We start from the raw sequence: 20,644 nt of genomic DNA, 5'->3' as shown, positions 1-20,644 counted from the left end.
TTCAGCGAATCCGACTTGAGCGAATCCGACTTCAGCGAATCCGACTTCAGGGAATCCGACTTCAGCGAATCCGACTTCAGCGAATCCGACTTCAGCGAATCCGACTTGAGCGAGTCAGACTTCAGCGAATCCGACTTCAGCGAATCCGACTTCAGCGAGCCGGTCAGCGAACCGGGGTTCGGCGGGGTGATCTGGCCGCCACCACCGGAGCCAAAGACAATCTCGGAGGAGCTAACCGCCCCACCGCCGCCGCCGCCGACGGCGCCGAGCGAGCCCTGGATGAGCGCGTTGCTGCCCGCGGCGGAATCAGCCGAGGCGATACCCGGCAGCGACGCCACGGCAAGGCCCGCCGCGGCGATAACAGCGAGAGTCCGCTGAGTGTTCTTCATAGGAATTGCCTTCCCTTTGTCGGTGACACCCCGGCGACCTGGTTTCTCCCCCCAGTCGCCCCGGTTCGGGCCACAGCAGAGCGCCATAGCCGTCAGAGTCGTCGCCACTGTATCGAGCACTGTTCCTTAACTGTTACACCATGCCACTCGTTGCCACAGGCCCCCCTCAGCTGTTTCACACCTGTTGACGGCGTTCCCGAACAATGAAACCCATGTCGCTCCAACAATTCTGGGGGTCCGCCCTCGCGCTTTGCAGCACCTCGACCATGCGCTTACGCGACCTCCGCAGCGCCCGAGAACACATTCCAGTGATTTGCATCACAGCCTGGGAGTCGCCTGAGGCGACGATCAAGAGCCGGGGAGCGGCGTCCCGCTCGGGCACACTGGCTCTACCGCCGAAACCACCCTCACCGACACCAGGAGTGAGCATGAGCCAGACCCCGCAGTCCGATCGCACGCCCACCACCGGCGTGCAGTTCCCCGCCGGCCCCGACGGGAACCGGTCCACCGGGAGCCTGGCCAAGGACGTCGTCGCCGAGGCACTCGCCACCGTCGACCCGGCTGCCGCCGAGCGCGTCCGACGCACCAAGGACTGGCGCAAGGGCTACATCGCCCCCTTCACCGAGATGGTCGCCGTGGGCGTCGCCGACGCGGCCGCGTGGGACGGCGTCGCCCGCACCGCGCTCGAGACCCTCCAGTCCAGCATGATCGGCATCCACACGGCCGACGGGCAGACGGTCGAGACCCCGATGTCCGACTACCTCGCCGTCGCCGCCCCCACCGACACCCTCGGCACCGAGAACATCGAGGGCACCGCCCCGCCCGTCGAGGAGCTGACCCTCCCCTACCGCGGCGCGGAGCTCCGCGGCGAGGACCTGCGCCGCCAGCTCGACCGCTGGGTGGACGCCGGCGTGATCGAGCCCAGCTGCGCCGCCGCCCTCAAGAAGGTCCAGGAGAACCCGCAGTGGCTGCCCATGCCCGGCCGCACCATGCTCGTCCTGGGCCTCGGCTCCGAGATGGGCCCCGCCGGCCCGCTGCTGCGCTGGGGTGCCGACGTCATGGGCGTGGACCTGCCCAGCAGCCCCGCGTGGGATCGCATGCGCGGCGAGGTGTCGCGGTTCGCCGGCCGCCTCCACGTCCCCACCGGCGCCGACGGCCGCCCGGGCGCCGACCTGCTCACCCAGCTCCCCGAGCTCGCCGCGTGGATCAGGACGGCGGCGCCCGCTCCCGTCACACTCGGCACGTACCTCTACGCCGACGGAGGGACCCACGTGCGGCTCTCGTCGGCGTCCGATGCCCTCGCCGTCGACCTCCTCCGTGACGGGACCGCCGACGCCCTGGCCTACCTCGCCACCCCCATGGACACCTTCGTCGTGCCCGAGGACGTCCGGCAGTCGTCCGACGCCGCCCTCGCCGCCCGCAAGAACACCGACGTCAAGAAGCTCGTCGGCACCCTCACCCGGAACAAGATCTTCCACCGCAACTACGCGCCCGGCACAGGTCCGGCGGTCCACGACGCCCTCGTCCCGCAGCAGGGCCCCAACTACACCCTGGCCAAGCGCGTCCAGCGCTGGCGCGCGACCACCGCGTTCGCCGACGGCCACACCGTCTCCATCAACGTGGCCCCCGCCACCGACACCCACTCGGTGACCAAGAACAAGATCCTCGCCAACACCTACAAGGGCGCCCCCGCCTTCGGCATCGAGATCTTCGACCCCGCCACCTCCTCCACCATGCTCGCCGCGCTGCTCGTCCACGACCTCAACGTGGGCCGCCCCGACGTCGCGGTGCAGTGGGAGCACGAGTCCTCCGGCGCGGCCTCCGGCGGCCTGTGGCGCCAGCCCTACCTGCCGCGCACCGCCCTGCCCGTGGCCGCGCTGCTCGGTACCTTCAAGAAGTAGGAACACCGCCCGCGCACCGACCCCAACAGTGAGGACGCCGACATGCCGAACCCCTTTGCCAAGGGCTGGAACTACCTCAAGGCCTCGCTCGACAAGTCGGTGGACGACAACGCCGACCCCAAGGTGCTCGTCCACCAGGCCATGAACGGCGCGCGCGAACAGCACAAGGCCGTCACCGACCAGGCCGCCGCGGTGATCGGCAACGCGCGCCAACTCGAGATCGCCATGGGCACCAAGTCCCGGCAACTCGAGGAGACCCAGGGCCAGATCCGGCAGACCCTCCAGGTGGCGGAATCCGCCCGCGCCGAGGGCAACACCGAGAAGGCCGCCCGCTTCGACGCCCAGGCCGAGCAGCTCGCGGAGCGGCTGGTGGCCCTCGAGCAGGACCTCGAGAACACCCGCGGCCTGCACGGCCAGGCCGTCCAGGCCGCCGAACAGGCCAAGCAGGCCGTGGCCCAGTCCGAGCAGCGGCTGCGCGAGATCCTCGCCCAGGAGGACCAACTCCTCCTGCAGGCCAACCAGGCCGAGATGCAGCACCAGACCGTCGAGTCCCTGCACCCCACCGGCGGCGGCAACTCGCCCACCTTCGACGAGATCCGCGCCAAGATCGAGGGCCGCTACACCACTGCCCTCGGCAGGCAGGAACTCGCCGAGGCCACCGGCGGCACGTCGTCCACCGCGCAGCTCGACGCCGCCGCCCTCACCCGCGAGTCCGAGGGCAGGGCCAAGCTCGACCAGATCCGGGCCTCCATGGGCCTGGCCGCGGGCGACCCGGCCGGGGCCGACCGGCAGCTCACCGAGGGCGCCGGCGAGGGCGCGGATGCCGGTGCGGGCGCCGCCGATGCCGGCCCGGCCACGGATGCGGCGGGATCCGAGGGGGATTCGGCCGGCCCGACGCTGCCGCGCGACACCCGCGGGTGACACCGCGGAACCCGCGCCTGCGCTGAGGCGGGTGGCGTCACGCGCGAGCGGCGTCAGCGCTGCTTGAGCAGGACCGCCCGGATCCCCTCGTGGAAGCCGTCACGCAGGCGCACGCGCTGATGCTCGGACAGCGTGAACTCGTTGAGCATCTGGCACGCGAACTGCAGCAGCGGGCGATCCACCTCCGGCGGCAGCACGCCCCCGGAGAGCAGGTGCGCCTCGTCGCGCTGCTTGTCCGTGGCTGCCTGCTCGTACCACCAGGTGGCGTACTGCTGCCCCACGTCGAACGGGGTCTGCTCCCCCGATGAGGTCCACACCTCCTCCGAGAGCGGCACGTACTTGGACCGCAGCGGCCGGCGGTGCGGGGCCATCATCGACGGGCTCGGGCGCGCGCTGCCGCTGGACGGCGCCGCGGCGACATCGGCCGGAGAGGGCGCGGACCCGGCGGCGGGCGCGGACTGCGCGGGGACGCCCGGCGCGCTGGGCGTCGGGGCGGGGTCCGTCGCGACGGGGTCCGCAGGCGCGACGGGGTCCGCAGGCGCGGCGTGGCCCGGCGTCGTGGGCTCGGCCGGCTCCGTCCCGGGGCGCCCGGTCTCGGCGATCACGGCGCACTCCCGCACGTCGCGGGCCAGCTCCTCGGCGTCGGCGGCCAGCTCCTCGTCGGCCGCGGTGGCGCGGGCCTCGTCGGCGACGCTGGTGGCGGCAGCGCGGTCGGAGCGTAGGTCCACGCCCACCATGCCGACCGCCTCCTCGACCTCGGGATCGTCGACGAGGGCGCCGGGCTGGGCGGGTCGCGCCTCGACGGTCCGGACCTTGGGCGGGAGGGGCCCCTCGAGGACGCGGATCTGCATGGCGTCCTCGAAATCGGTGCGGGGGTCGAGGACGGTGGTGGTGTCGCAGGCGTGCCGCAGGGCCGAGGAGATGGAGTCCCAGCCGAAACCCACCAGATGCACGCGTACGCCGGCGTCCACGGCCACGCGGACCCCCGGGATCATGTCGGCGTCGCCCGTCACCAGGACCATGTCCGAGCACTGGGCCCTGTATGCGGCCTGGATCATGTCGGCCACGAGCAGGGTGTCCACGGCCTTCTGGGTGCGCCGGTCGCCCCACTCGATGAGTTGGCCGGCGCGCAGTTGCACGCCCTCGATCACGCGGAGGGTGCGCTGGTAGCGGTGCGGGCCGGAATCGGGGATGCCGTCGTACCAGTTCTGCCGCTGCACGGGCTGGTCCACCAGGCCGTGGGCCACCTGGTCGAGACGGTGTACAACGGTGGCGAGTGATATCTCCAGTTGCCCGCGTGCCCCCTCCTCCCAGGAGTTGTAGAAGGAGGCGAGGAGATAAGAGGTGTCCACGAGGACGAGAGTCCGCTCGAGCATGATGATCACTACCTGTCTGGTTGTCTACGCTGACTCCCAGGATGCCGCAGGGGGGACTCGCCCGCCGGGCACGTGAGCAACGGCCAGAGGAGAACCAGCATGACGGACCCCGCCCCCACCACCCCCGACCTGCACGGACGCGTGGTCCTGGTGACCGGTGCCGCCCGCGGACAGGGCCGCGCGCACTGCGAGGCGTTCGCGGCCGCCGGCTGCGACGTGATCGCGATCGACGTGTGTCGCGACATCGAGACGGTCCCCTACCCCATGGCTGACCCCTCGGACCTGGACGAGACCGCCGAGCGGGTGCGCGGCAGGGGGCGGCGCTGTGTGACGGCGAGGGTGGACGTCCGCGACCTGCCGGGCATGCGCGAGGCGGTCGATGCGGGCGTTGTCGAGTTGGGCGGCCTGGACTTCGTGGTGGCCAACGCCGGGGTCTCCCCGGAGGTCTCGGCCACGTGGGAGCGCTCCGAGGAGGAGTGGGACACCACGATGGACATCAACCTCAAGGGCACGTGGGTGACGGCGACGGTGTCGGTCCCCCACATCCTGGCCACCGGCCGGGGCGGGGCGCTCGTGCTCATCTCGTCGATGGTCGGCCTGCGCGGCGCGCCGTTCACCGCCAGCTACTCCACGTCCAAGTGGGCGGTCCGCGGCCTGGCCAAGTCGCTGGCCGGGGAGCTGGGCTTCTCCGGGGTGCGTTGCAACTCCATCCACCCCGGCAACGTGCGTACCACGATGATCGACAATCCGTCGATGATCGCCACGATGACCGGCGGCGAAGGCTCGACCCTCGAGGACGCCGCGGACACCTTCGCCGGCATGAACCAGCTGCCCACCGCCTGGGTGGAGCCGTCGGCGATCGCGTCGATGGCCCTCTACCTGTGCAGCGACGCCGGGGCGGGCATCACGGGCGCGTCGATCCCGGTGGACCTGGGCGGCAGCGAGAAGTTCGGCATCTGAGCTACTCCGCCGGGACCTGAGCCGGCCCCAGGCATGACGACGGCCCGCCCCCGGCGAGGGGGCGGGCCGTCGGTGTGTCTCCGGGATACGGGCCCGGATCAGGCCTGCGGCGCGGTGGGACGCGGGACGCTGATGGTGGAGCCGGCCGCGGTCCACACCAGGGTCCAGAAGACGTCGACGACGGGCTGGATGGCGCGGAGGAAGATCTCGGAGCTGTTCATGGTGTGTGTCCTCTGGTCTGTTCGCGGGTCGCGGCTGGTCACTGTGCGCCCCTCCCGGATGGGACCGGGGCGGCCGGCGGCCGCGCGGGGTGTGTCAACGTCTTCGTCGCCACAAGCCTCGCCGACGTTACACAACCGTGATGTGAGGCGCAGCATCGCCCGGGGTTTCTGCAGGTCACCCCGACGGAGAGGTCGGCAAATGTGGCACTGGTCACTCGAACGAGGTCCGACCTCCGGCGCACCGGGTGGGCAACCTGAGCACGATTCACAGGCTCGCACTCTACCTACGCACGCGTAACCTACGCTACCGTAGCTTCATGGCAATCACGGACATCCCTGAATTCGCGCATCTCACCGACGAGGACATCGCGGCGCTCGGCGCGGAGCTCGAGCAGATCCGCCAGGACATCATCGGATCCCTGGGCGAGCGGGACGCCGCCTACATCCGCAACGCCATCCGCTTCCAGCGCGGCCTCGAGATGAGTGCCCGCGCCCTCCTGCTGGTCGGTTCCCGCAACCGCACGGCGTGGACGATCGGCGCCGGCGCACTCGCCGTGGCCAAGATCGTGGAGAACATGGAGCTCGGGCACAACATCATGCACGGGCAGTGGGACTGGATGAACGACCCGGAGATCCACTCCACCTCGTGGGAGTGGGACATCGTGGGCACCTCCGAGCACTGGAAGCAGACCCACAACTACCTGCATCACAAGTACACGAACATCGTCGGGATGGACGACGACGTGGGGTTCGGCGTACTCCGCGTGACGCGCGACCAGAGGTGGTACCCCTTCTACTACGGCAACATCGCCTACAACGCGCTCCTCGCGCTGCTGTTCCAGTGGGGCGTGGGCATCCAGCACCTCGAGCTGGGCAAGGTGGCCAAGGGTCGCGACGTGCGGGCGGAGACCACCCGCAAGCTCAAGCTGTTCGGCAAGAAGGCCGCGCGCCAGCTGGCCAAGGACTACGTCCTCTACCCGCTGCTGTCGGGCAAGGGCTGGAAGTCCACCGCCACGGCCAACCTCGCCGCCAACGGCATCCGCAACCTGTGGACCAACGCCGTGATCTTCTGTGGGCACTTCCCCGACGGCGCCGAGAAGTTCACCAAGAAGGACCTGGAGAGCGAGACGCAGGCCGAGTGGTACCTGCGGCAGATGCTCGGCTCGGCCAACCTCACCGGCGGCCCCGTCATGGACTTCATGTCCGGCAACCTCTCGTACCAGATCGAGCACCACCTGTACCCGGACATGGCGAGCAACCGCCTGGCCGAGGCGTCGCTGCGCGTCCGCGCGGTGTGCGAGAAATACGACCTGCCCTACGTGGCCGGCCCGCTGCCCGTCCAGTACGCCAAGACGTGGCGGACCATCGCCAAGCTCTCGCTGCCCGACCACATGCTCCGCCGCACCTCCGACGACGCGCCGGAGACCCGCTCGGAGCGCATGTTCGACGGCGAGCCGAAGGTCTTCCCCGAGCGGGAGGGCAAGCCGGGCGCGCTCAACACCGCGATCGCCCACCACGAGGACCGGATCGCCGGGCGCCTGTCCGCTCCCGCCTGATCCCGAACGACCTCCTCCGGCCGGGCCCGGCACGCCCCGATACCCATCCAGGTGTCGGGACGTGCGTGGTTTCGACGCCGGATCCGCTCCCCGGCGTTAGGCTGACGCACGGGTCGCCGGGCATCCGTCGACCCCGCCGCTACAGCGGTCGAGACCGCGAGCGGGCCGCGAGGCCCACGACACCTGACGACGGGAGACCCCATGGAGGACCGGCGCACGCTCATCGCCGATTCCGCGATCGAGGTCGTGGCCAGGGACGGCGTCCGCGCCCTCACCCACCGCGCGGTCGACTCCGAGGCGGGCCTGCCCTCGGGCTCCACGTCCTACTACTGCCGCACCCGCGCGCAGCTCATCGCGCTCACCGTGGACCGGCTCATCGCGCTGCTCCGCGGGTACGTGGAGGTCTCCGGGGTCCAGGAGCTGCGCTCCTCGGACGCCGACGACCTGCTGGACGCCCTCACCGGGATGATCGAGGGCCTGCTCGCCGACTATCGCGGGGAGCTCGCCGCCCGCTCGGCGCTCGTCCTGGAGCTCGCCGGCGAGCTGGACACCACCGACCTCGTGGCGTCGCTGCTCGACCCCTCCGACCTCGTCGGGGCGCTGGAGTCCGCGGGCCTGCGCCACCCCGAACCCGCCGCCCTCGACCTACTCGTGGTGTTCGAGGGCCTGCTCTGGGAGCGGACCGTCGGCCGCCTGGCCGAGGCCGAGCTGGACCACAAGCACGACGCCGGACTGCTCGGCGCGGCGCTGGCCCGCCACGAGCACCGCGGCGGCCGCACCATCTTCGGCCTGCGCCGCTGAGACCGGCGGGGCCGCCTAGGCCGCGATCGCCTCGAGCGGGCCCGTCCTGGCCGCGCGGTGCGCCGGCCACAGCGAGGCCAGCACGCCCACGAACGCCGAGCACACCAGCACGATGCCGATCATCCCCCACGGGATAGTCGTCACCTCGAGCCCGTTGGCCGCCAGAACGGTGACAAACGCCCAGCCCAGGTACACGCCCACCACGGCGCCGACGAGCGCGCCGAACACGGCGATCTGCGTGGACTCGAGGTTGATCGTGCGGCGCACCTGCGATCGCTGCATGCCCACGGCGCGCAGCATGCCGATCTCGGTGCGGCGCTCGATCACCGACAGCGCGAGGGTGTTGACGATCCCCAGGACGGCGATCACCAGGGCCAGCCCGAGCAGCGCATAGATGATCGTGAGCACCTGGTCGATCCCGCCGGCCTGCATGTCGATGAACTGCTGCTTGCTCAGCACGGTGACGATCGGCGTCTCGGCCATCGCGTCGGTGACCGACTCCTGCAGCTGCTCCGGAGAGGCGCCGTCGGCGGCCGTGACCATCACCATGGCGGTCGAGCGGAGCGTCTCGGGGACGAGCCGCTCGTAGGTGTCCATACCGGTGTAGAACGGGCCGAGGATCTCGGCCTCCTCGTAGACGCCGGTCACGCGGAGGGTGTACTCCTCGCCGTCGGTCCCGACGAGCGGCACCCGCGTGCCCATGACCCACCCGTTGGACCGGGCGGTGTCGGACGAGACGACCAGCGAGTCGGGCCCGGGCTGCAGCGAGCCGTCGGTGACCTCGGCGGAGACCATGTTCTCGACCGGGCCGCCGACGGCGGCGATCATGCGGGGCTCGCCGCCGAGGGAGCCGGCCCCGTAGGCCAGCCACGCCACTTCGCCCACGCCGTCGACCTCCTCGATCTCGCGGGCGATCCCGCCGGCGAGCGGCAGCGGCGGCCCCTGGGAGGCCACGCCCTGCACTATGACGCCGGCCTGGACGCCCTGCTCGATCACGCCGTCGACGCTGGCCTTGGTGGTGGCGCCGAGGGTGCCGAACGCGGCCACGAGCGTGAGCCCCAGGGTGAGCGCGAACGCGGTGGCGGCGGTGCGACGGGTGTTGCGGCCGGCGTTGGTGGCGGCGAGCCGGCCGACAGTGCCGAAGGGCGCGCCGATGAGGCGGCCGATCCCACCCGCGATCGGCCGCGCGAGCGCGGGCATGACGAGGAACGAGCCGATCACCAGCGCCGCCGCGCCCACGCCGACGGTGATCGCGCCGGTCTTGGTGGTGTCCTGCCACGTCCCGATGAGCGCCACGAGGATGCCCACCACCACGGCGTACGTGCCGAGGACGGTGCGGGCCACGCCGCCGGCCTCGGTGGCGGCGGTCCCCACCCGCATGCCCTGCACGGGGGCCACGCGGCCGGCGCGCCGCGCGGGCGCCCACGCCGAGACCAGGGTCACGAGGAGGCCCAGGACGAGCGGGGTGACCACCGAGCTCGTGGAGAGCGCGAGACCGCCGGACGGGATGCCCAGGTCGAACGCCTCGAGGACCACGAAGATCCCCTTGGCCAGCGCGAAACCGGCCGCCACGCCGATCGCGGACCCGACGAGCCCGGTGAGCGCGGCCTCCGCGAGGACGGATCGGGTGAGCTGACCGCGGGACGCGCCGATCGCCCGCAGCAGCGCGAGCTCGCGCATCCGCTGCGCGACCAGCATGGAGAAGGTGTTGTAGATGATGAAGGTACCCACGAGAAGGGCGATGAGCCCGAAGGCCACGAAGAAGTAGTTGACGAAGTCCAGGATGGTGGACAGCTGCGCGGAGGCCTTCTCCTTGACCTCCTCGCCGGTGCTCACCTGCAGGTCGGGGAACGCCGCGGCGAGCTCGTCGCGCAGCTCCTCCTGGCTCACCCCGGGCGCGGCCCGGACGGAGATGCTCTGGGCGTGCTCGCCGTCGGTGAACAGGGCGCGGGCGCGGTCGGGGCTGAAGCCCACGCCCACGTAGCCGCCGATGTCGGAGGGCTCGGTGTAGGCGCCCACCACGGTGACGTCGAGCATCCCCTCGGAGGTGGTGTACACCTGCGCGGAGTCCCCGACGGCCAGCCCGGCGCGCTCGAGCACCGGCTCGGGGACGACCACCTCGTCGTCACCCTCCGGCGCCCGGCCCGAGGTGAGCGTCCCGGACTGGCCGACGGTCTCCTCGGCGTCCACCCACTCGCGCCCCTCCGACGGCGCGCCGCCGGACTGGTAGGGGGTGCCGTCGGCGTTGAAGAACACGACGGTGCCGGTGATGCCGGCCTCGGCCGCCGCGACGCCGGGCAGCGCCCGGACCTCCTCGACCACCTCGAGCGGGACGCCGCGGGTGCCGGGACCACCGGATCCGCCGTGGCCGCCCGCCGCGGGCCCGGTGACCGCCGCGGCGCCCGCGTCCTCACCGGCCCCGGGGGCGGGCGCCGGCTCGATCATCGCGGACAGGTCCTGGGTGCCCTCCTCGAGCAGCCGGTCGAAGGTGCTCTTGAGGGTGGCGGTAAAGACGAGGGAGCCGGTGACGAAGGCGGTGCCCAGCACCACGGCCAGCACCGACAGGACCAGGCGCAGCTTGTGGGCGGCGATGTTGCGCAGCGACACCCGGGTCATGGGCCGGGCGGAGCCGCGGAAGCTCGACCGCGCGGCCCCGGTGCGTGTGTCGGCCACGGTCACAGCTCCTCGAGGTGGCGGAGCGCGTCGAGCACGTCGTCCGCGGTGGGGTGCTCGAGCTCGCTGACGAGCCGGCCGTCGGCCAGCAGGAGGACGCGGTCGGCGTAGGTGGCGGCGCGCGGGTCATGGGTGACGATCACGACGGTCTGCCCGAAGTCGTCCACCGCGCTGCGCAGGATCGCCAGCACCTCGGCCGACGAGGTGGAGTCGAGGTTGCCGGTGGGCTCGTCGCCAAAGATGATGTCGGGCCGGCCCACGAGGGCGCGGGCACAGGCCACGCGCTGTTGCTGCCCGCCGGAGAGCTCGGACGGCCGGTGCGAGAGCCGGTCACGGATGCCGAGCCGGTCGATCACCTCGTCGAACCACTCCCGGTCGATCGGGTGACCGGCGATGTCCTGCGGGAGCGTGATGTTCTCCTCGGCCGTGAGCGTGGGCACGAGGTTGAAGGACTGGAAGACGAACCCGATCCGGTCGCGCCGCAGCGCGGTGAGCTCCTTGTCCGCCAGGCCCACGATCTCGGTGTCGCCGATGCGCACCGAGCCCGAGGTGGGCCGGTCGAGCCCCGCCATGCAGTGCATGAGCGTGGACTTGCCGGAGCCGGAGGGGCCCATGATGGCGGTGAAGCGGCCGCGTTCGAAGAAGGCGTCGACATGGTCCAGCGCCGTGACCTCGGTCTCGCCCTCCCCGTACCTCATGACGAGGTCGGTGGCGTCGGCGGCGTGCGCCCGGTCGTGCTCCGGCTGCGGTGTCTCGGCCTGCGTGGTCATGGGCTCCCCTGGTCGTGGACTCTCGCCTATGAGAATGCCGTACGCCTCCCGGCCGGGGCATCAGGGATCTCCCCCGGTGACTCCCCCGGATCCGGTCGGGGTTCCGGCACGGGGTCCGGCCAGTGATCCAGGCGGCGGCGGGTGTGGAAGGTGCGCTCCTTCCCGTCGACCGGGCCCTGGAAGGCGATCGACTCGGCGAGGAGTTGCAGCGGATCGGAGAAGTCGCCGGGGGCGACGGTCCGGATCTCGGGGTAGAGGTCGTCGCCGAGGATCGGGGTGCCCAGCACGCTCATGTGCAGGCGGAGCTGGTGGGTGCGCCCGGTGGTGGGTTCGAGCCGGTAGAGCCCGAGCCGCTCCCCCTCGCGCCCGGGGCGCGGGTCCGGCCGGGTGGCGAGCAGTCGGATCACCGAGTGGGCGTCGGGCTCGCCGTCGCCCTCGGTCGCCTGGAGCACGCCACGGGTCTTGACGATGCGGCTGTACCGCTCCCGCACGTCCGGCGTCCCCTCGGGCGCGGGCGCCACGGCGAGGTAGGTCTTGCGGACCCGGCGGGCGGCAAAGAGGTCCTGGTAGGCGGCCCGGTGGGCGGGGTCCACGGTGAAGAGCAGAACGCCGGCGGTGAGCCGGTCCAGCCGGTGTGCGGGTGCGAGGTCGTCCAGGCCGAGGTCCCGGCGCAGCCGGACCAGCGCGGTCTCTGTGACGTGCCCGGCGCGGGGGGTGGTGGCGAGGTGGTGGGGTTTGTCGACGACGACGAGGCGGTCGTCGCGGTAGAGGAGGTCGATCCCGAAGGGGACCGGGATCTCGGGCTCGGGGGCGCGATAGGTCCAGACGTCCATCCCGCGGTGACGCCGCGTGGTCTCGGTGACGGGCGTGCCGTCGGCCGTCACGACCTCGCCCGCCGCGAGCGCGGCGTCGAGCTCGGCGCGCCGGTCCGGGAAGCGTCGGCGCAGTTCCTCGGGGATGCTGCGCGGTCCCTGGCCCGGGTCGGCCAGCCGGATCCGAACCGGGTCGACGCCCTCGCGCAGGGGCAGCGGCCGGGCGCGGGTTCGGGAATTCGGCATGGAGGAAGGCTAGCGGGTCGGCTACACTCACACGCGCCCCATCCGTCCCATAACGCGATTATCGCCACCCATGCCACAGGAGCACCCATGATCGAAGCCGTCGTCGACTTCTTCCTCTTCGGCCCCGGCCGCGGCATCCTGCCGGCGTTCCAGGGCAGCTTCAATCTGGCCTACCCGCCCAACGCCCCCTTCCCCGAAGATCTCTGACCCCGGACCCCCTCCGGCGGTACCCTCGGGGTATGGCTTCCCTGGAGAACTCCGTCGTCGTGGGCGTGGACGGCTCCGATGCGTCGATCGGCGCCGTCGCATACGCCGCCAACACCGCAGCCAAGCGCCGCATCCCGCTCCTGGTGGTGACCACGTACTCGATGCCCGCCGCACTCTTCGCCGAGGGCATGGTCCCGCCCCAGCCGGTCTACGACGAGCTGGAGAAGGAGTGCATGCCCATCATCGACAAGGCGGTGGAGACCGCCCGCAGGATCTCCGCGGATCTGCAGGTCTCCCACGCCGTGGTGGAGGGCAACCCCGCCAAGGTCCTCATCGACTACTCACGCACGGCGAAGGTCGTCATCCTGGGCTCCCGCGGCCTGGGCGGCATCAAGGGGATGGTGCTCGGCTCCGTCTCCGCCGCCGTCGCCAGCCACGCCTACTGCCCCGTCGTGGTGACCCGCGCGGACACGGACGACCTCGACCAGTCCGGGCCCGTCGTGGTGGGCATCGACGGCTCCGAGATCAGCGCCAAGGCCACCGAGTGGGCCTTTGCCGAGGCCTCGGCCCGGAACACCCGCCTCGTCGCCGTCCACACGTGGATGGACCCGCAGGTGCAGGCCGCGGCCGCCGGCATCGCGCTCACCGAGGACGACTGGCAGCAGCTCGAAGAGCAGCAGAGGCAGACCCTCGCCGAGCGGCTCGCCGGCTTCTCCAGCCGCTACCCCGACGTCACGGTCGAGCGCGTCGTGACGCGCGACCGGGCCGTCCGCGCGCTGGTCGAGCAGTCCGAGGGCGCCCAGCTCGTCGTGGTGGGCTCCCACGGCCGCGGCGGCTTCACCGGCATGGTCCTCGGCTCCACCAGCCGGGCCCTCCTCCAGGCCTCCCCGTGCCCGGTCATGGTCGTCCGCCCGCAGGTGCACTCGTGAGCGCCGGCGAGGCCGTCGAGGTCCGGCGCGACGCCGCGGCGGGACGGTACGAAATCCTCGTGGACGGCGTGGTGGCCGGGTTCGCCGACTACGACGACGCCGACGGCGTGCGCACCTTCCCGCACACCGTCGTGGCCTCCGAGTACGGCGGACGCGGGCTCGCGGGCCGCATGATCGGCCACGCCCTGGCCGAGACGAAGTCCGAGGGGCTCCGGGTCCGGCCGAGCTGCTCCTTCGTGGCGCGGTACATCGAGAAGAACCCCGAGTCCGCCGACCTCGCCTGATGACCGGCGACCCCGCCACCGACGCCGGCGTGTTCGCCAACGCCCGCCACGCCGAGGTCCGCGACCGTACCGGGCGGCGCCTCGGCACGCTCGAGCAGGTCTTCGTGTCCGCCGAGGACGGCCGTCCCCTGTGGGTGGAGGTCGCCGGTGGCCTGTTCGGCATGGCCCACGCCATCGCCCCCGCCGCCGGCGCCCGCCGGAAGGGGGACGCGCTCGTCCTGGACGTCTCCGCGGACGCCGTCGGACACGCCCCCACCCTCGACCCCGAGGACGGGATCACCGCCGCGGAGGACGCCGAGCTCCGGGCCCACTACGGACGCCACACGCCGCACCACGACGCCCGGGCGACATAGTGGACTCGGCAACATAACGGTTTCGCGACGATCACCTGCACAGACGGCCCGACCGGAAGCGTTCGTGCCCGAGACGTGATCTGCTGGATGAGGCCCGTCCCCCGGGCCGAGTGTCGGAGAGGAAAGCTCCGGCGCTGACCTCTCGGGAAAGGACCTGACAGCTATGATCACCATTCTTCTGTGGATCATCATCGGCGCGCTGGCCGGCTGGATCGCCTCCATGATCATGGGCAAGAACGCCCAGATGGGCGCTATCGCCAACATCGCCTCCGGCATCGTGGGCGCCCTGCTCGTGGCGTTCCTCGCCTCGCTCATCCCGGGCGTCGAGCTCGAGGTCGGCAAGGGTAACTGGTTCGTCACCCTCATCGCCGCGATCATCGGTGCCTGCATCGTGATCTGGATCGTCAGCGCCGTGATGGGTCGACGTGGCGGTCGCACCCGCGTCTGACCATCCTCGGACACCTGCCGGACGGCCCGGCCCCGTACGCTGGGGCCGGGTCGTTCGCATGTGGCCACCCGGTCCGGCGGCCCGGCAGAAGAATCAGAGCGAGGAAAGGAGCCGACATGGGCTTCCTGGACAAGATCAAGGACTTCGCGGGCAAGAACCCCGACAAGGTGGACACGTTCACCGAGAAGGCGGGCGACGCCTTCGACGCCAAGACCGGCGGCAAGTACGCCCGGCACACCGACACCGCGCAGGCCAAGGCCGGCGACTACCTCAAGGGCACCCCGGGGCAGCAGCCGCCCGCCGGCGAGCAGCCCCCGGCCTGATCCCCTGAATCGTCCCGGCGGGGCCGGTGTCGCGTGACGCGGCGCCGGCCCCGCCGTCTTTTCCCGGCCGGGCCGATAGTCTGTGCCTGTGACGAGCACACGGTCGACCAAGCCCGGGCCGCGGGAGCGGCTCCTGGTGACGGCGACGCGTCTGTTCTCCTCCGACGGCATCCGCGCCGTGGGCATCGACCGCATCCTCCGCGAGGCCGGGGTCGCCAAGGCGAGCCTCTACAACACGTACGGGTCCAAGGACGAGCTCGTGGTGGCCTACCTGCGCTCGGTCGGCGACCGCGACCGCGAGCTGTGGCGTCGCCGCGCCGACGCCGCCCCCGACGCCCGCGGGCGTGTGCTCGCCCTGTTCGACATCGTCCGCGAGCGCGTCGAGCCCGCCGTCCCGGGCTCGTGCCACCTCGCTGCCGCGATCGAGTTCCCCAGCCCGTCCTCCGACGGTGAGCGGGCCATCCGCGCCGCTGTCGCCGAGCAGCGCGACTGGGTCCGCGGCACGCTGCGGTCCGAGCTGGCCGGGATGGGCCTGGAGGACCCGGACAACATCACCGACCTCGCCGACCGGCTCGCGATCCTGCACGACGGCGCCGTCACGGCCACCATGCTCGGCGAGGCCGCCACCACCGCCGTCACCGCCCGCTCCATGGCCCAGCTCGTCCTGGGCCTCGTCTCGGATCCGCCGTGAGCGACCCCGCGTCTCGCAGTGCCGCCCGCACCGCCGTGGGTGTGACAGGCGAGCTGCTCATCACCGTCGGCGTGCTCCTCGCGCTCTTCGTGGTCTACCAGGTGTGGTGGACCGACATCGGCTCCGCCCGGGCCCAGGCCGCCGCCGACGACGAGCTCGGGCAGGCGTGGGACGCCGGCCAGGACCCGCGGGTGGCCAATCCGCGTGGCCGCGGCGGGATCGACCCCCACGACGACGCGCTCGAGGACGGCACCGCCTTCGCCCGCCTCTACATCCCGGCGTTCGGCTCGGACTACCGGTTCGCGGTGGTCTCCGGCACCACGGACGCCGCCCTGGAGATCGGCCCCGGCCACTACACGGAGACGCAGGGGCCCGGGGAGCCCGGCAACTTCGCCGTCGCCGGACACCGCGTGGGCCGCGGCGCGCCGTTCAACGACCTCGACGCCCTGCGCACCTGCGACGCCCTCGTCTACGCCACCGCCTCCGAATGGCTCGTCTACCGGGTCCTGCCGGTCGACGCTCCGGACGCCGCGACCGCCCGCGCGCGGGCCGAGGAGTGCCTGTCCCCGGAGACCGCGGAGCGCGTCACCACGGGTGCCTACGAGGGCTTGTCCGGGGTGTCGGTGGTGAGGCCAGAGGACGTGTGGGTGATCGACCCGGTGCCCGGCCTGGCCGACCCCGACGTGCCGGAGCAGCTCCCGCTCACCACCCTCACCACCTGCCACCCGCAGTACTCGGCGTCCGAACGCATGGTCGTCCACGCCGTGCTCGACCGCACCGAACCGCGGGTCCCCGGCCGGGTTCCCGCCGAGCTGGAGGGCTGAGGCGTGTACGCGTGGCTCTACCGGAGGCTGCCCGGGCCGACCCCCGTGCGGATCCTCCTCGTCCTGATCCTGTTCGCGGCCGTGTTCTGGCTGCTCATGGAGGTCGTCTTCCCGGCGGTCGAGCCGTACATGCCGTACTCGGACGTCGCCGTCTCCTGACCCGGGCGCGGCCGGGCGGCGATCCCCACAGTCGGTGATTCCGCTCAGTCGGCGATCCGCGGCGCCACGAGCTCGGCGACCCGCTGCGCCTTGACCGACTGCTCCTGCGTGGACTGCACGGCCAGCACCTGCTCCCCGCGCGCCAGCGCCACGAGCGCGCCGCCCGGCCCGCCCGAGCGGCCGCCGGTCCAGCCGCCCTCGACGTCCGAGCGGTCCGTCACGCCGGGGGGCGCCGTCTCGTCGACGAGGCGGGTGGCCTCCTCGGCCGAGTCGAGCGTGTACACGGTGGTGGTGAGCTGCACCGTGCCGTCGGCGCTGGAGAAGAAGCAGGCGGGCGGGTCGATCTGGTCGTCGATCCGCACCTGCGTGACCCGCTCCCCGTTGAGCTGGGCGGCCTCGTCCGCGGAGAGGTACGGGCAGTCCGCCTCGACGCGCGGCTCGACCTGGGGGACCGGCTGTTCCTGTGGCTCCGGGGGCGCGGTCCGGATCGTGCCCATCGTGGACTCGCCCGCCTCGTCGTCGGCCCCGCAGCCGGCGAGGACGACCAGGCCCGCGAGGGCGGCGACGGGGGCGGACACGAGGCGGCGCACGGTGGGTTCCATGCCCACCAGGATAGATCTCGCCGGTGGACGCCCCCCGGACGACGAGGCCGTGGACCAGTTCCTCACCGACCGCACGGTGCCCCTCTCGACCGCGGTCGCCCGGCTGCTCCGGGAGTGCTCCGTCGCCGTCACCGAATCCGTCCGCGAGCCCGCATCGTAGGATCGGACCATGCTCCTCCCGCGACCCCGCCCCGTCCGCGGCGGCCACGTCGCCCGCCCGCCCCGCGGCCGCGCCGCGCGGCTCGCCCCGCTTGCCGCCACGGCCCTGCTCCTGGGGCTCGGCGCGTGCGCCTCGGCCGGCGAGGGTTCCGGCGACGACGCGGGACCCACCCGCCTCACCCCGCAGCCGCTCCCGGACGTCGCCGCCGCGATGATCGCGGACCGGCCGCCGGAGTCGGAACGGCGGGCCGCCTGTGAGCTGCTCGACCTGCCCACCGACCGCGTCATCGAGCTCACCGGCGCCGACATGCCGGACGTGGAGCCCGTCGGCGACGGCGACCTCGCCGACATCTGCACCTACGGCGGGCCGGGCTCGCCCGAGCGGTTAGCCGCGACCCAGGCGGAGGCCATCGCCAACGGACTCGCCGCGGCCGGCGCCCCCACGACCTGGCCCGCCCCCACGCCCGGACCGGCCGGTCTCGGCGGCACCGACGCGACCACGACCGCCCCGGACGACCCGGAGGCCCCCGCGAGGGTCCCGGACACCGTCGCCGCCGGGGTGATCAGGCCCGCCGGTGGCGCGGCCCCGGCGCTGGCCGATCAGGCCGCGATGCTCGGCGCCCGCTACGCCTGTTCCGAGGTCCGCGGCTCCGCCGCCCCGCCCGTCGAGGGCGCCCCGCCCGCCGCCGAGCGCGCCCCCGCGCCCGCCCAGCCGGAGCTCGGCACCGCGTACATCGACTGCGTGGCGACCCCGGCCGGCGGCGGCGTCGAAGTCCACACGATCCTCGTCGCGGACGGCGACCTCTGGCACGTCGCCATGGTCCGCCCCGAGGTGCCGCGCACCCCCGTGTCCGAGGCGCGCGCCCTCGAGGCCACGCACCGGCTGGCCCTGGAGATCCTCGGCTGAGGTGAAGCGGCTCTCACGGGCACCCGGACCCGCGTGGCCCGGATCCGCGGTGCGTGGCGAGCCGATCCCTGCTCACCCGTTGGACGTCCTCCCCCGGCGGGTCCGGACGGTGTCACAGAACTCGCTGTGCGTGCGATATACACATCGCCACCCCACGCGGTACCGTGTGACTGATGTTGCGCGTGTGATGCGTGTGACCAAAGTGCTGCCGCTCGACCACCCGCACGAGGAGAACGATGTCCCGCCGGTCCCGTCTCATCGCGACCCTGCTCGCCGCCGTCGGCTTCGTGGCCGGGCTCACCCCCGCCGCCTCGGCCCAGCCCTTCCCCGGAGTCCCTGTCGGGAGCGAGATCCCCGCCGGCAGCGAGATCCCGGCGATCGAGACAGCGCCGGTGTGGACCCCGGTCATCCCCGGCGTCCAGACCCCCGTCGTCACGGTGCCCGCCCCCGCACCGCCGCGCCCCGCGCCCGAGTACTCGTGGGCGTCGATCTTCCCCACGCACAACGAGGTCGTGGGCGTGGCCCAGCCCGTCATGATCACCTTCGACAAGCCCATCCGGGACCGCGCCCGCGCCGAGGCCACCATCGGTGTCCGCACCGCCCCCGAGGTGGCCGGCAAGTTCTACTGGATCAGCGACACGGAGGTGCGCTGGCGTCCCCACCACTTCTGGCCGTCAAACACCTCGGTCACCGTCTGGGTGGGCGGGCGCGAGCGCGTCTTCAAGACCGGTGACGCCGTGGTCTCCACCTACGACAACGCCACCAAGACCGTCACCGTCACCCGCAACGGCCACGTCGTCCGCACCATGCCCGCCTCCGCCGGCCGGGACGCCTACCCCACCTACAACGGCATCTACTACAACGGCTGGCGCGCACGGAAGGTCCACATGAACTCCTCCACCTGGGGCCTCGCACAGGACGCCGGCGGCTACGACGTGGTGGTGGACGACGGCGTGCGGCTGAGCTACGACGGCATCTTCATCCACTCCGCCCCGTGGTCGATCGCCGACCAGGGCGTGCGCAACGTCTCGCACGGCTGCATCAACGTCAGCCCCGAGAACGCCCGCTGGTACTACGACAACACCCGCAACGGCGACCCCTTCATCGTCAAGGGCACCACCGGCGGCCACTTCGGCGCCTTCGACGGCCAGGGCGACTGGAACTACTAGACCGTCTAGCCTGGACACACCCCCACGCTTCCCCGAGGAGACCCCATGACCCGCACCTCCCGGTTCTCGGCGCCGGCCGCGATCCTCGCCGCCTTCGCCCTCGTCCTGGGCCTCGCCCCGGCCGCGGGCGCCCAGTCGGTCATGCCGATCAGCCCGCCCGGCATCCCGCAACTCGAGAACGCGCCGGCCCCGGTGCCGCCAGTGCCGGGCCTGCCGGTCCTCACCTATCCGGTGCTCGGCCCGGAGCGGCCCGACGCCGAGTACGGCGGCGTGAGCATCTTTCCCACCCCCGACGAGACCGTGGGCGTGGCGCAGCCCGTCATGTTCTTCTTCGACCGCCCCATCCGCGACCGGGCGCGCGCCGAGGCCACCCTCGGCGTCCGCACCGAGCCGGCGGTGTCCGGCAAGTTCTACTGGATCAGCGACACGGAGGTGCGCTGGCGGCCCCACCACTTCTGGCCCGCCAACTCCTCTGTCACCGTGTGGGCCGGCGGCAAGCGCCAGCAGTCCTTCCGCACCGGCGACGCGCTCGTCGCCGAGTTCGACGACAACACCAAGCTCATCACCGTCACCCGCAACGGCCAGCACGTGCGGACGATGAAGGCCTCGGCGGGGCGCGCCGGCTGGGAGACCTACAACGGCATCTACTACACCGGCCAGCGCGGCCGCGAGGTACGCATGAACTCCGAGGCCTTCGGCCTGCGCATCGCGGACGGCGGGTACGACTCGATCGTCAACGACGCCGTCCGGATGAGTTACGACGGCATCTACATCCACTCCGCCCCGTGGTCGATCGCCGACCAGGGCGTGCGCAACGTCTCGCACGGCTGCATCAACGTCAGCCCCGAGGACGCCCGCTGGTACTACGACAACACCCGCAACGGCGACCCGATCATCGTCAAGAACGGCCCCGGCCGCCCCTTCGGCGCCTTCGACGGCCAGGGCGACTGGAACTACTGAGGC

At 72.2% G+C, this 20,644-nt stretch carries 24 protein-coding genes; 18 read left to right on the top strand and 6 right to left on the bottom strand.

Features of this window, described 5'->3' with window-relative positions:
- The first annotated feature begins 15 nt into the window (after nucleotides 1–15).
- The 3 genes from ACH0BZ_RS06080 (at nucleotide 16) to ACH0BZ_RS06070 (ending at nucleotide 3,211) form a co-directional block, all read left to right on the top strand.
- Nucleotides 16–378: a pentapeptide repeat-containing protein gene (locus tag ACH0BZ_RS06080; RefSeq protein ID WP_406897133.1), complete on the top strand. Its 363-nt coding sequence runs from the start codon at nucleotides 16–18 to the stop codon at nucleotides 376–378.
- Nucleotides 379–817: 439 nt separating this feature from the next.
- Nucleotides 818–2,290 carry a hypothetical protein gene (locus ACH0BZ_RS06075; RefSeq protein ID WP_406897082.1) on the top strand — a complete coding sequence of 491 codons (1,473 nt, stop codon included), beginning with the start codon at nucleotides 818–820 and terminating at the stop codon, nucleotides 2,288–2,290.
- 42 nt (nucleotides 2,291–2,332) lie between these two features.
- Nucleotides 2,333–3,211, top strand: coding sequence for a PspA/IM30 family protein (locus ACH0BZ_RS06070; RefSeq protein WP_406897081.1), 879 nt, complete (start codon nucleotides 2,333–2,335; stop codon nucleotides 3,209–3,211).
- A 53-nt stretch (nucleotides 3,212–3,264) separates the two neighbouring features.
- On the opposite strand, the gene ACH0BZ_RS06065 is transcribed toward ACH0BZ_RS06070, so the two are convergent.
- Nucleotides 3,265–4,587 (bottom strand): NYN domain-containing protein, encoded by a 1,323-nt coding sequence (locus ACH0BZ_RS06065; RefSeq protein ID WP_406897079.1) that lies wholly within the window; start codon nucleotides 4,585–4,587, stop codon nucleotides 3,265–3,267.
- A gap of 99 nt (nucleotides 4,588–4,686) precedes the next feature.
- On the opposite strand from ACH0BZ_RS06065, the gene ACH0BZ_RS06060 reads away from it, so the two are divergent.
- Nucleotides 4,687–5,547 (top strand): mycofactocin-coupled SDR family oxidoreductase, encoded by an 861-nt coding sequence (locus ACH0BZ_RS06060; protein ID WP_406897078.1) that lies wholly within the window; start codon nucleotides 4,687–4,689, stop codon nucleotides 5,545–5,547.
- Between the two features lie 98 nt (nucleotides 5,548–5,645).
- On the opposite strand, the gene ACH0BZ_RS06055 is transcribed toward ACH0BZ_RS06060, so the two are convergent.
- A complete protein-coding gene (locus ACH0BZ_RS06055) occupies nucleotides 5,646–5,768 on the bottom strand; it encodes a hypothetical protein (RefSeq protein ID WP_406897077.1) in 123 nt (40 codons plus the stop codon).
- A gap of 317 nt (nucleotides 5,769–6,085) precedes the next feature.
- On the opposite strand from ACH0BZ_RS06055, the gene ACH0BZ_RS06050 reads away from it, so the two are divergent.
- Together ACH0BZ_RS06050 and ACH0BZ_RS06045 are read left to right on the top strand one after the other, a co-directional pair.
- The gene (locus ACH0BZ_RS06050; protein WP_406897076.1) at nucleotides 6,086–7,324 is read left to right on the top strand and encodes a fatty acid desaturase family protein; all 1,239 of its coding nucleotides are present in this window, start codon (nucleotides 6,086–6,088) and stop codon (nucleotides 7,322–7,324) included.
- Between the two features lie 201 nt (nucleotides 7,325–7,525).
- Complete coding sequence (locus ACH0BZ_RS06045; RefSeq protein ID WP_406897075.1) at nucleotides 7,526–8,125, top strand: TetR/AcrR family transcriptional regulator; 600 nt, start codon at nucleotides 7,526–7,528, stop codon at nucleotides 8,123–8,125.
- Between the two features lie 15 nt (nucleotides 8,126–8,140).
- Here the strand turns inward: ACH0BZ_RS06045 and ACH0BZ_RS06040 are convergent, their stop codons facing one another.
- From ACH0BZ_RS06040 to ACH0BZ_RS06030, 3 genes are read right to left on the bottom strand one after another with little or no spacing between them, the layout of a single operon-like run.
- Nucleotides 8,141–10,798, bottom strand: coding sequence for an ABC transporter permease (locus ACH0BZ_RS06040; protein WP_406897074.1), 2,658 nt, complete (start codon nucleotides 10,796–10,798; stop codon nucleotides 8,141–8,143).
- Between the two features lie 2 nt (nucleotides 10,799–10,800).
- Entirely contained in the window at nucleotides 10,801–11,568 is a 768-nt protein-coding gene (locus ACH0BZ_RS06035; RefSeq protein ID WP_406897073.1) for an ABC transporter ATP-binding protein, read from the bottom strand.
- A 26-nt stretch (nucleotides 11,569–11,594) separates the two neighbouring features.
- The gene (locus ACH0BZ_RS06030) at nucleotides 11,595–12,626 is read right to left on the bottom strand and encodes a pseudouridine synthase (RefSeq protein ID WP_406897072.1); all 1,032 of its coding nucleotides are present in this window, start codon (nucleotides 12,624–12,626) and stop codon (nucleotides 11,595–11,597) included.
- A gap of 239 nt (nucleotides 12,627–12,865) precedes the next feature.
- Here ACH0BZ_RS06030 and ACH0BZ_RS06025 point away from each other — a divergent pair, with 239 nt between their 5' ends.
- From ACH0BZ_RS06025 to ACH0BZ_RS05990, 8 genes are all read left to right on the top strand, one after another.
- Nucleotides 12,866–13,762 carry a universal stress protein gene (locus ACH0BZ_RS06025; protein ID WP_406897071.1) on the top strand — a complete coding sequence of 299 codons (897 nt, stop codon included), beginning with the start codon at nucleotides 12,866–12,868 and terminating at the stop codon, nucleotides 13,760–13,762.
- Nucleotides 13,759–14,046: a GNAT family N-acetyltransferase gene (locus tag ACH0BZ_RS06020; RefSeq protein ID WP_406897070.1), complete on the top strand. Its 288-nt coding sequence runs from the start codon at nucleotides 13,759–13,761 to the stop codon at nucleotides 14,044–14,046. Before ACH0BZ_RS06025 ends, ACH0BZ_RS06020 begins: the two co-directional genes overlap by 4 nt.
- Nucleotides 14,046–14,399: a PRC-barrel domain-containing protein gene (locus tag ACH0BZ_RS06015; RefSeq protein WP_406897069.1), complete on the top strand. Its 354-nt coding sequence runs from the start codon at nucleotides 14,046–14,048 to the stop codon at nucleotides 14,397–14,399. The genes ACH0BZ_RS06020 and ACH0BZ_RS06015 overlap by 1 nt, the downstream gene beginning before the upstream one ends.
- A gap of 163 nt (nucleotides 14,400–14,562) precedes the next feature.
- Nucleotides 14,563–14,847, top strand: coding sequence for a GlsB/YeaQ/YmgE family stress response membrane protein (locus ACH0BZ_RS06010; protein ID WP_406897068.1), 285 nt, complete (start codon nucleotides 14,563–14,565; stop codon nucleotides 14,845–14,847).
- 116 nt (nucleotides 14,848–14,963) lie between these two features.
- Complete coding sequence (locus tag ACH0BZ_RS06005; RefSeq protein WP_406897067.1) at nucleotides 14,964–15,170, top strand: antitoxin; 207 nt, start codon at nucleotides 14,964–14,966, stop codon at nucleotides 15,168–15,170.
- An 88-nt stretch (nucleotides 15,171–15,258) separates the two neighbouring features.
- Nucleotides 15,259–15,861 carry a TetR/AcrR family transcriptional regulator gene (locus tag ACH0BZ_RS06000; RefSeq protein WP_406897066.1) on the top strand — a complete coding sequence of 201 codons (603 nt, stop codon included), beginning with the start codon at nucleotides 15,259–15,261 and terminating at the stop codon, nucleotides 15,859–15,861.
- A complete protein-coding gene (locus ACH0BZ_RS05995) occupies nucleotides 15,858–16,685 on the top strand; it encodes a class E sortase (protein ID WP_406897065.1) in 828 nt (275 codons plus the stop codon). Before ACH0BZ_RS06000 ends, ACH0BZ_RS05995 begins: the two co-directional genes overlap by 4 nt.
- Before the next feature lie 3 nt (nucleotides 16,686–16,688).
- On the top strand, nucleotides 16,689–16,844 hold the full coding sequence (locus ACH0BZ_RS05990; protein WP_406897064.1) for a hypothetical protein: 156 nt from the start codon (nucleotides 16,689–16,691) through the stop codon (nucleotides 16,842–16,844).
- 44 nt (nucleotides 16,845–16,888) lie between these two features.
- Here the strand turns inward: ACH0BZ_RS05990 and ACH0BZ_RS05985 are convergent, their stop codons facing one another.
- Nucleotides 16,889–17,446, bottom strand: a complete 558-nt coding sequence (locus ACH0BZ_RS05985) for a DUF2020 domain-containing protein (protein ID WP_406897063.1) — start codon at nucleotides 17,444–17,446, stop codon at nucleotides 16,889–16,891.
- On the opposite strand from ACH0BZ_RS05985, the gene ACH0BZ_RS05980 reads away from it, so the two are divergent.
- The 4 genes from ACH0BZ_RS05980 (at nucleotide 17,445) to ACH0BZ_RS05965 (ending at nucleotide 20,641) form a co-directional block, all read left to right on the top strand.
- Nucleotides 17,445–17,606, top strand: coding sequence for a hypothetical protein (locus tag ACH0BZ_RS05980; RefSeq protein WP_406897062.1), 162 nt, complete (start codon nucleotides 17,445–17,447; stop codon nucleotides 17,604–17,606). The genes ACH0BZ_RS05985 and ACH0BZ_RS05980 overlap by 2 nt on opposite strands.
- A 9-nt stretch (nucleotides 17,607–17,615) precedes the next feature.
- Nucleotides 17,616–18,512 (top strand): hypothetical protein, encoded by an 897-nt coding sequence (locus ACH0BZ_RS05975; protein ID WP_406897061.1) that lies wholly within the window; start codon nucleotides 17,616–17,618, stop codon nucleotides 18,510–18,512.
- A gap of 236 nt (nucleotides 18,513–18,748) precedes the next feature.
- Complete coding sequence (locus tag ACH0BZ_RS05970; RefSeq protein WP_406897060.1) at nucleotides 18,749–19,681, top strand: Ig-like domain-containing protein; 933 nt, start codon at nucleotides 18,749–18,751, stop codon at nucleotides 19,679–19,681.
- Nucleotides 19,682–19,726: 45 nt separating this feature from the next.
- A complete protein-coding gene (locus tag ACH0BZ_RS05965; RefSeq protein ID WP_406897059.1) occupies nucleotides 19,727–20,641 on the top strand; it encodes an Ig-like domain-containing protein in 915 nt (304 codons plus the stop codon).
- Nucleotides 20,642–20,644: the final 3 nt, after the last annotated feature.

It is taken from the genome of Dietzia sp. 179-F 9C3 NHS, assembly GCF_045369825.1.
In the GTDB taxonomy this organism is placed as follows: domain Bacteria; phylum Actinomycetota; class Actinomycetes; order Mycobacteriales; family Mycobacteriaceae; genus Dietzia.
Note: the sequence above shows the minus strand (reverse complement) of the source record. Positions and strands in the feature narration are given on the sequence as shown.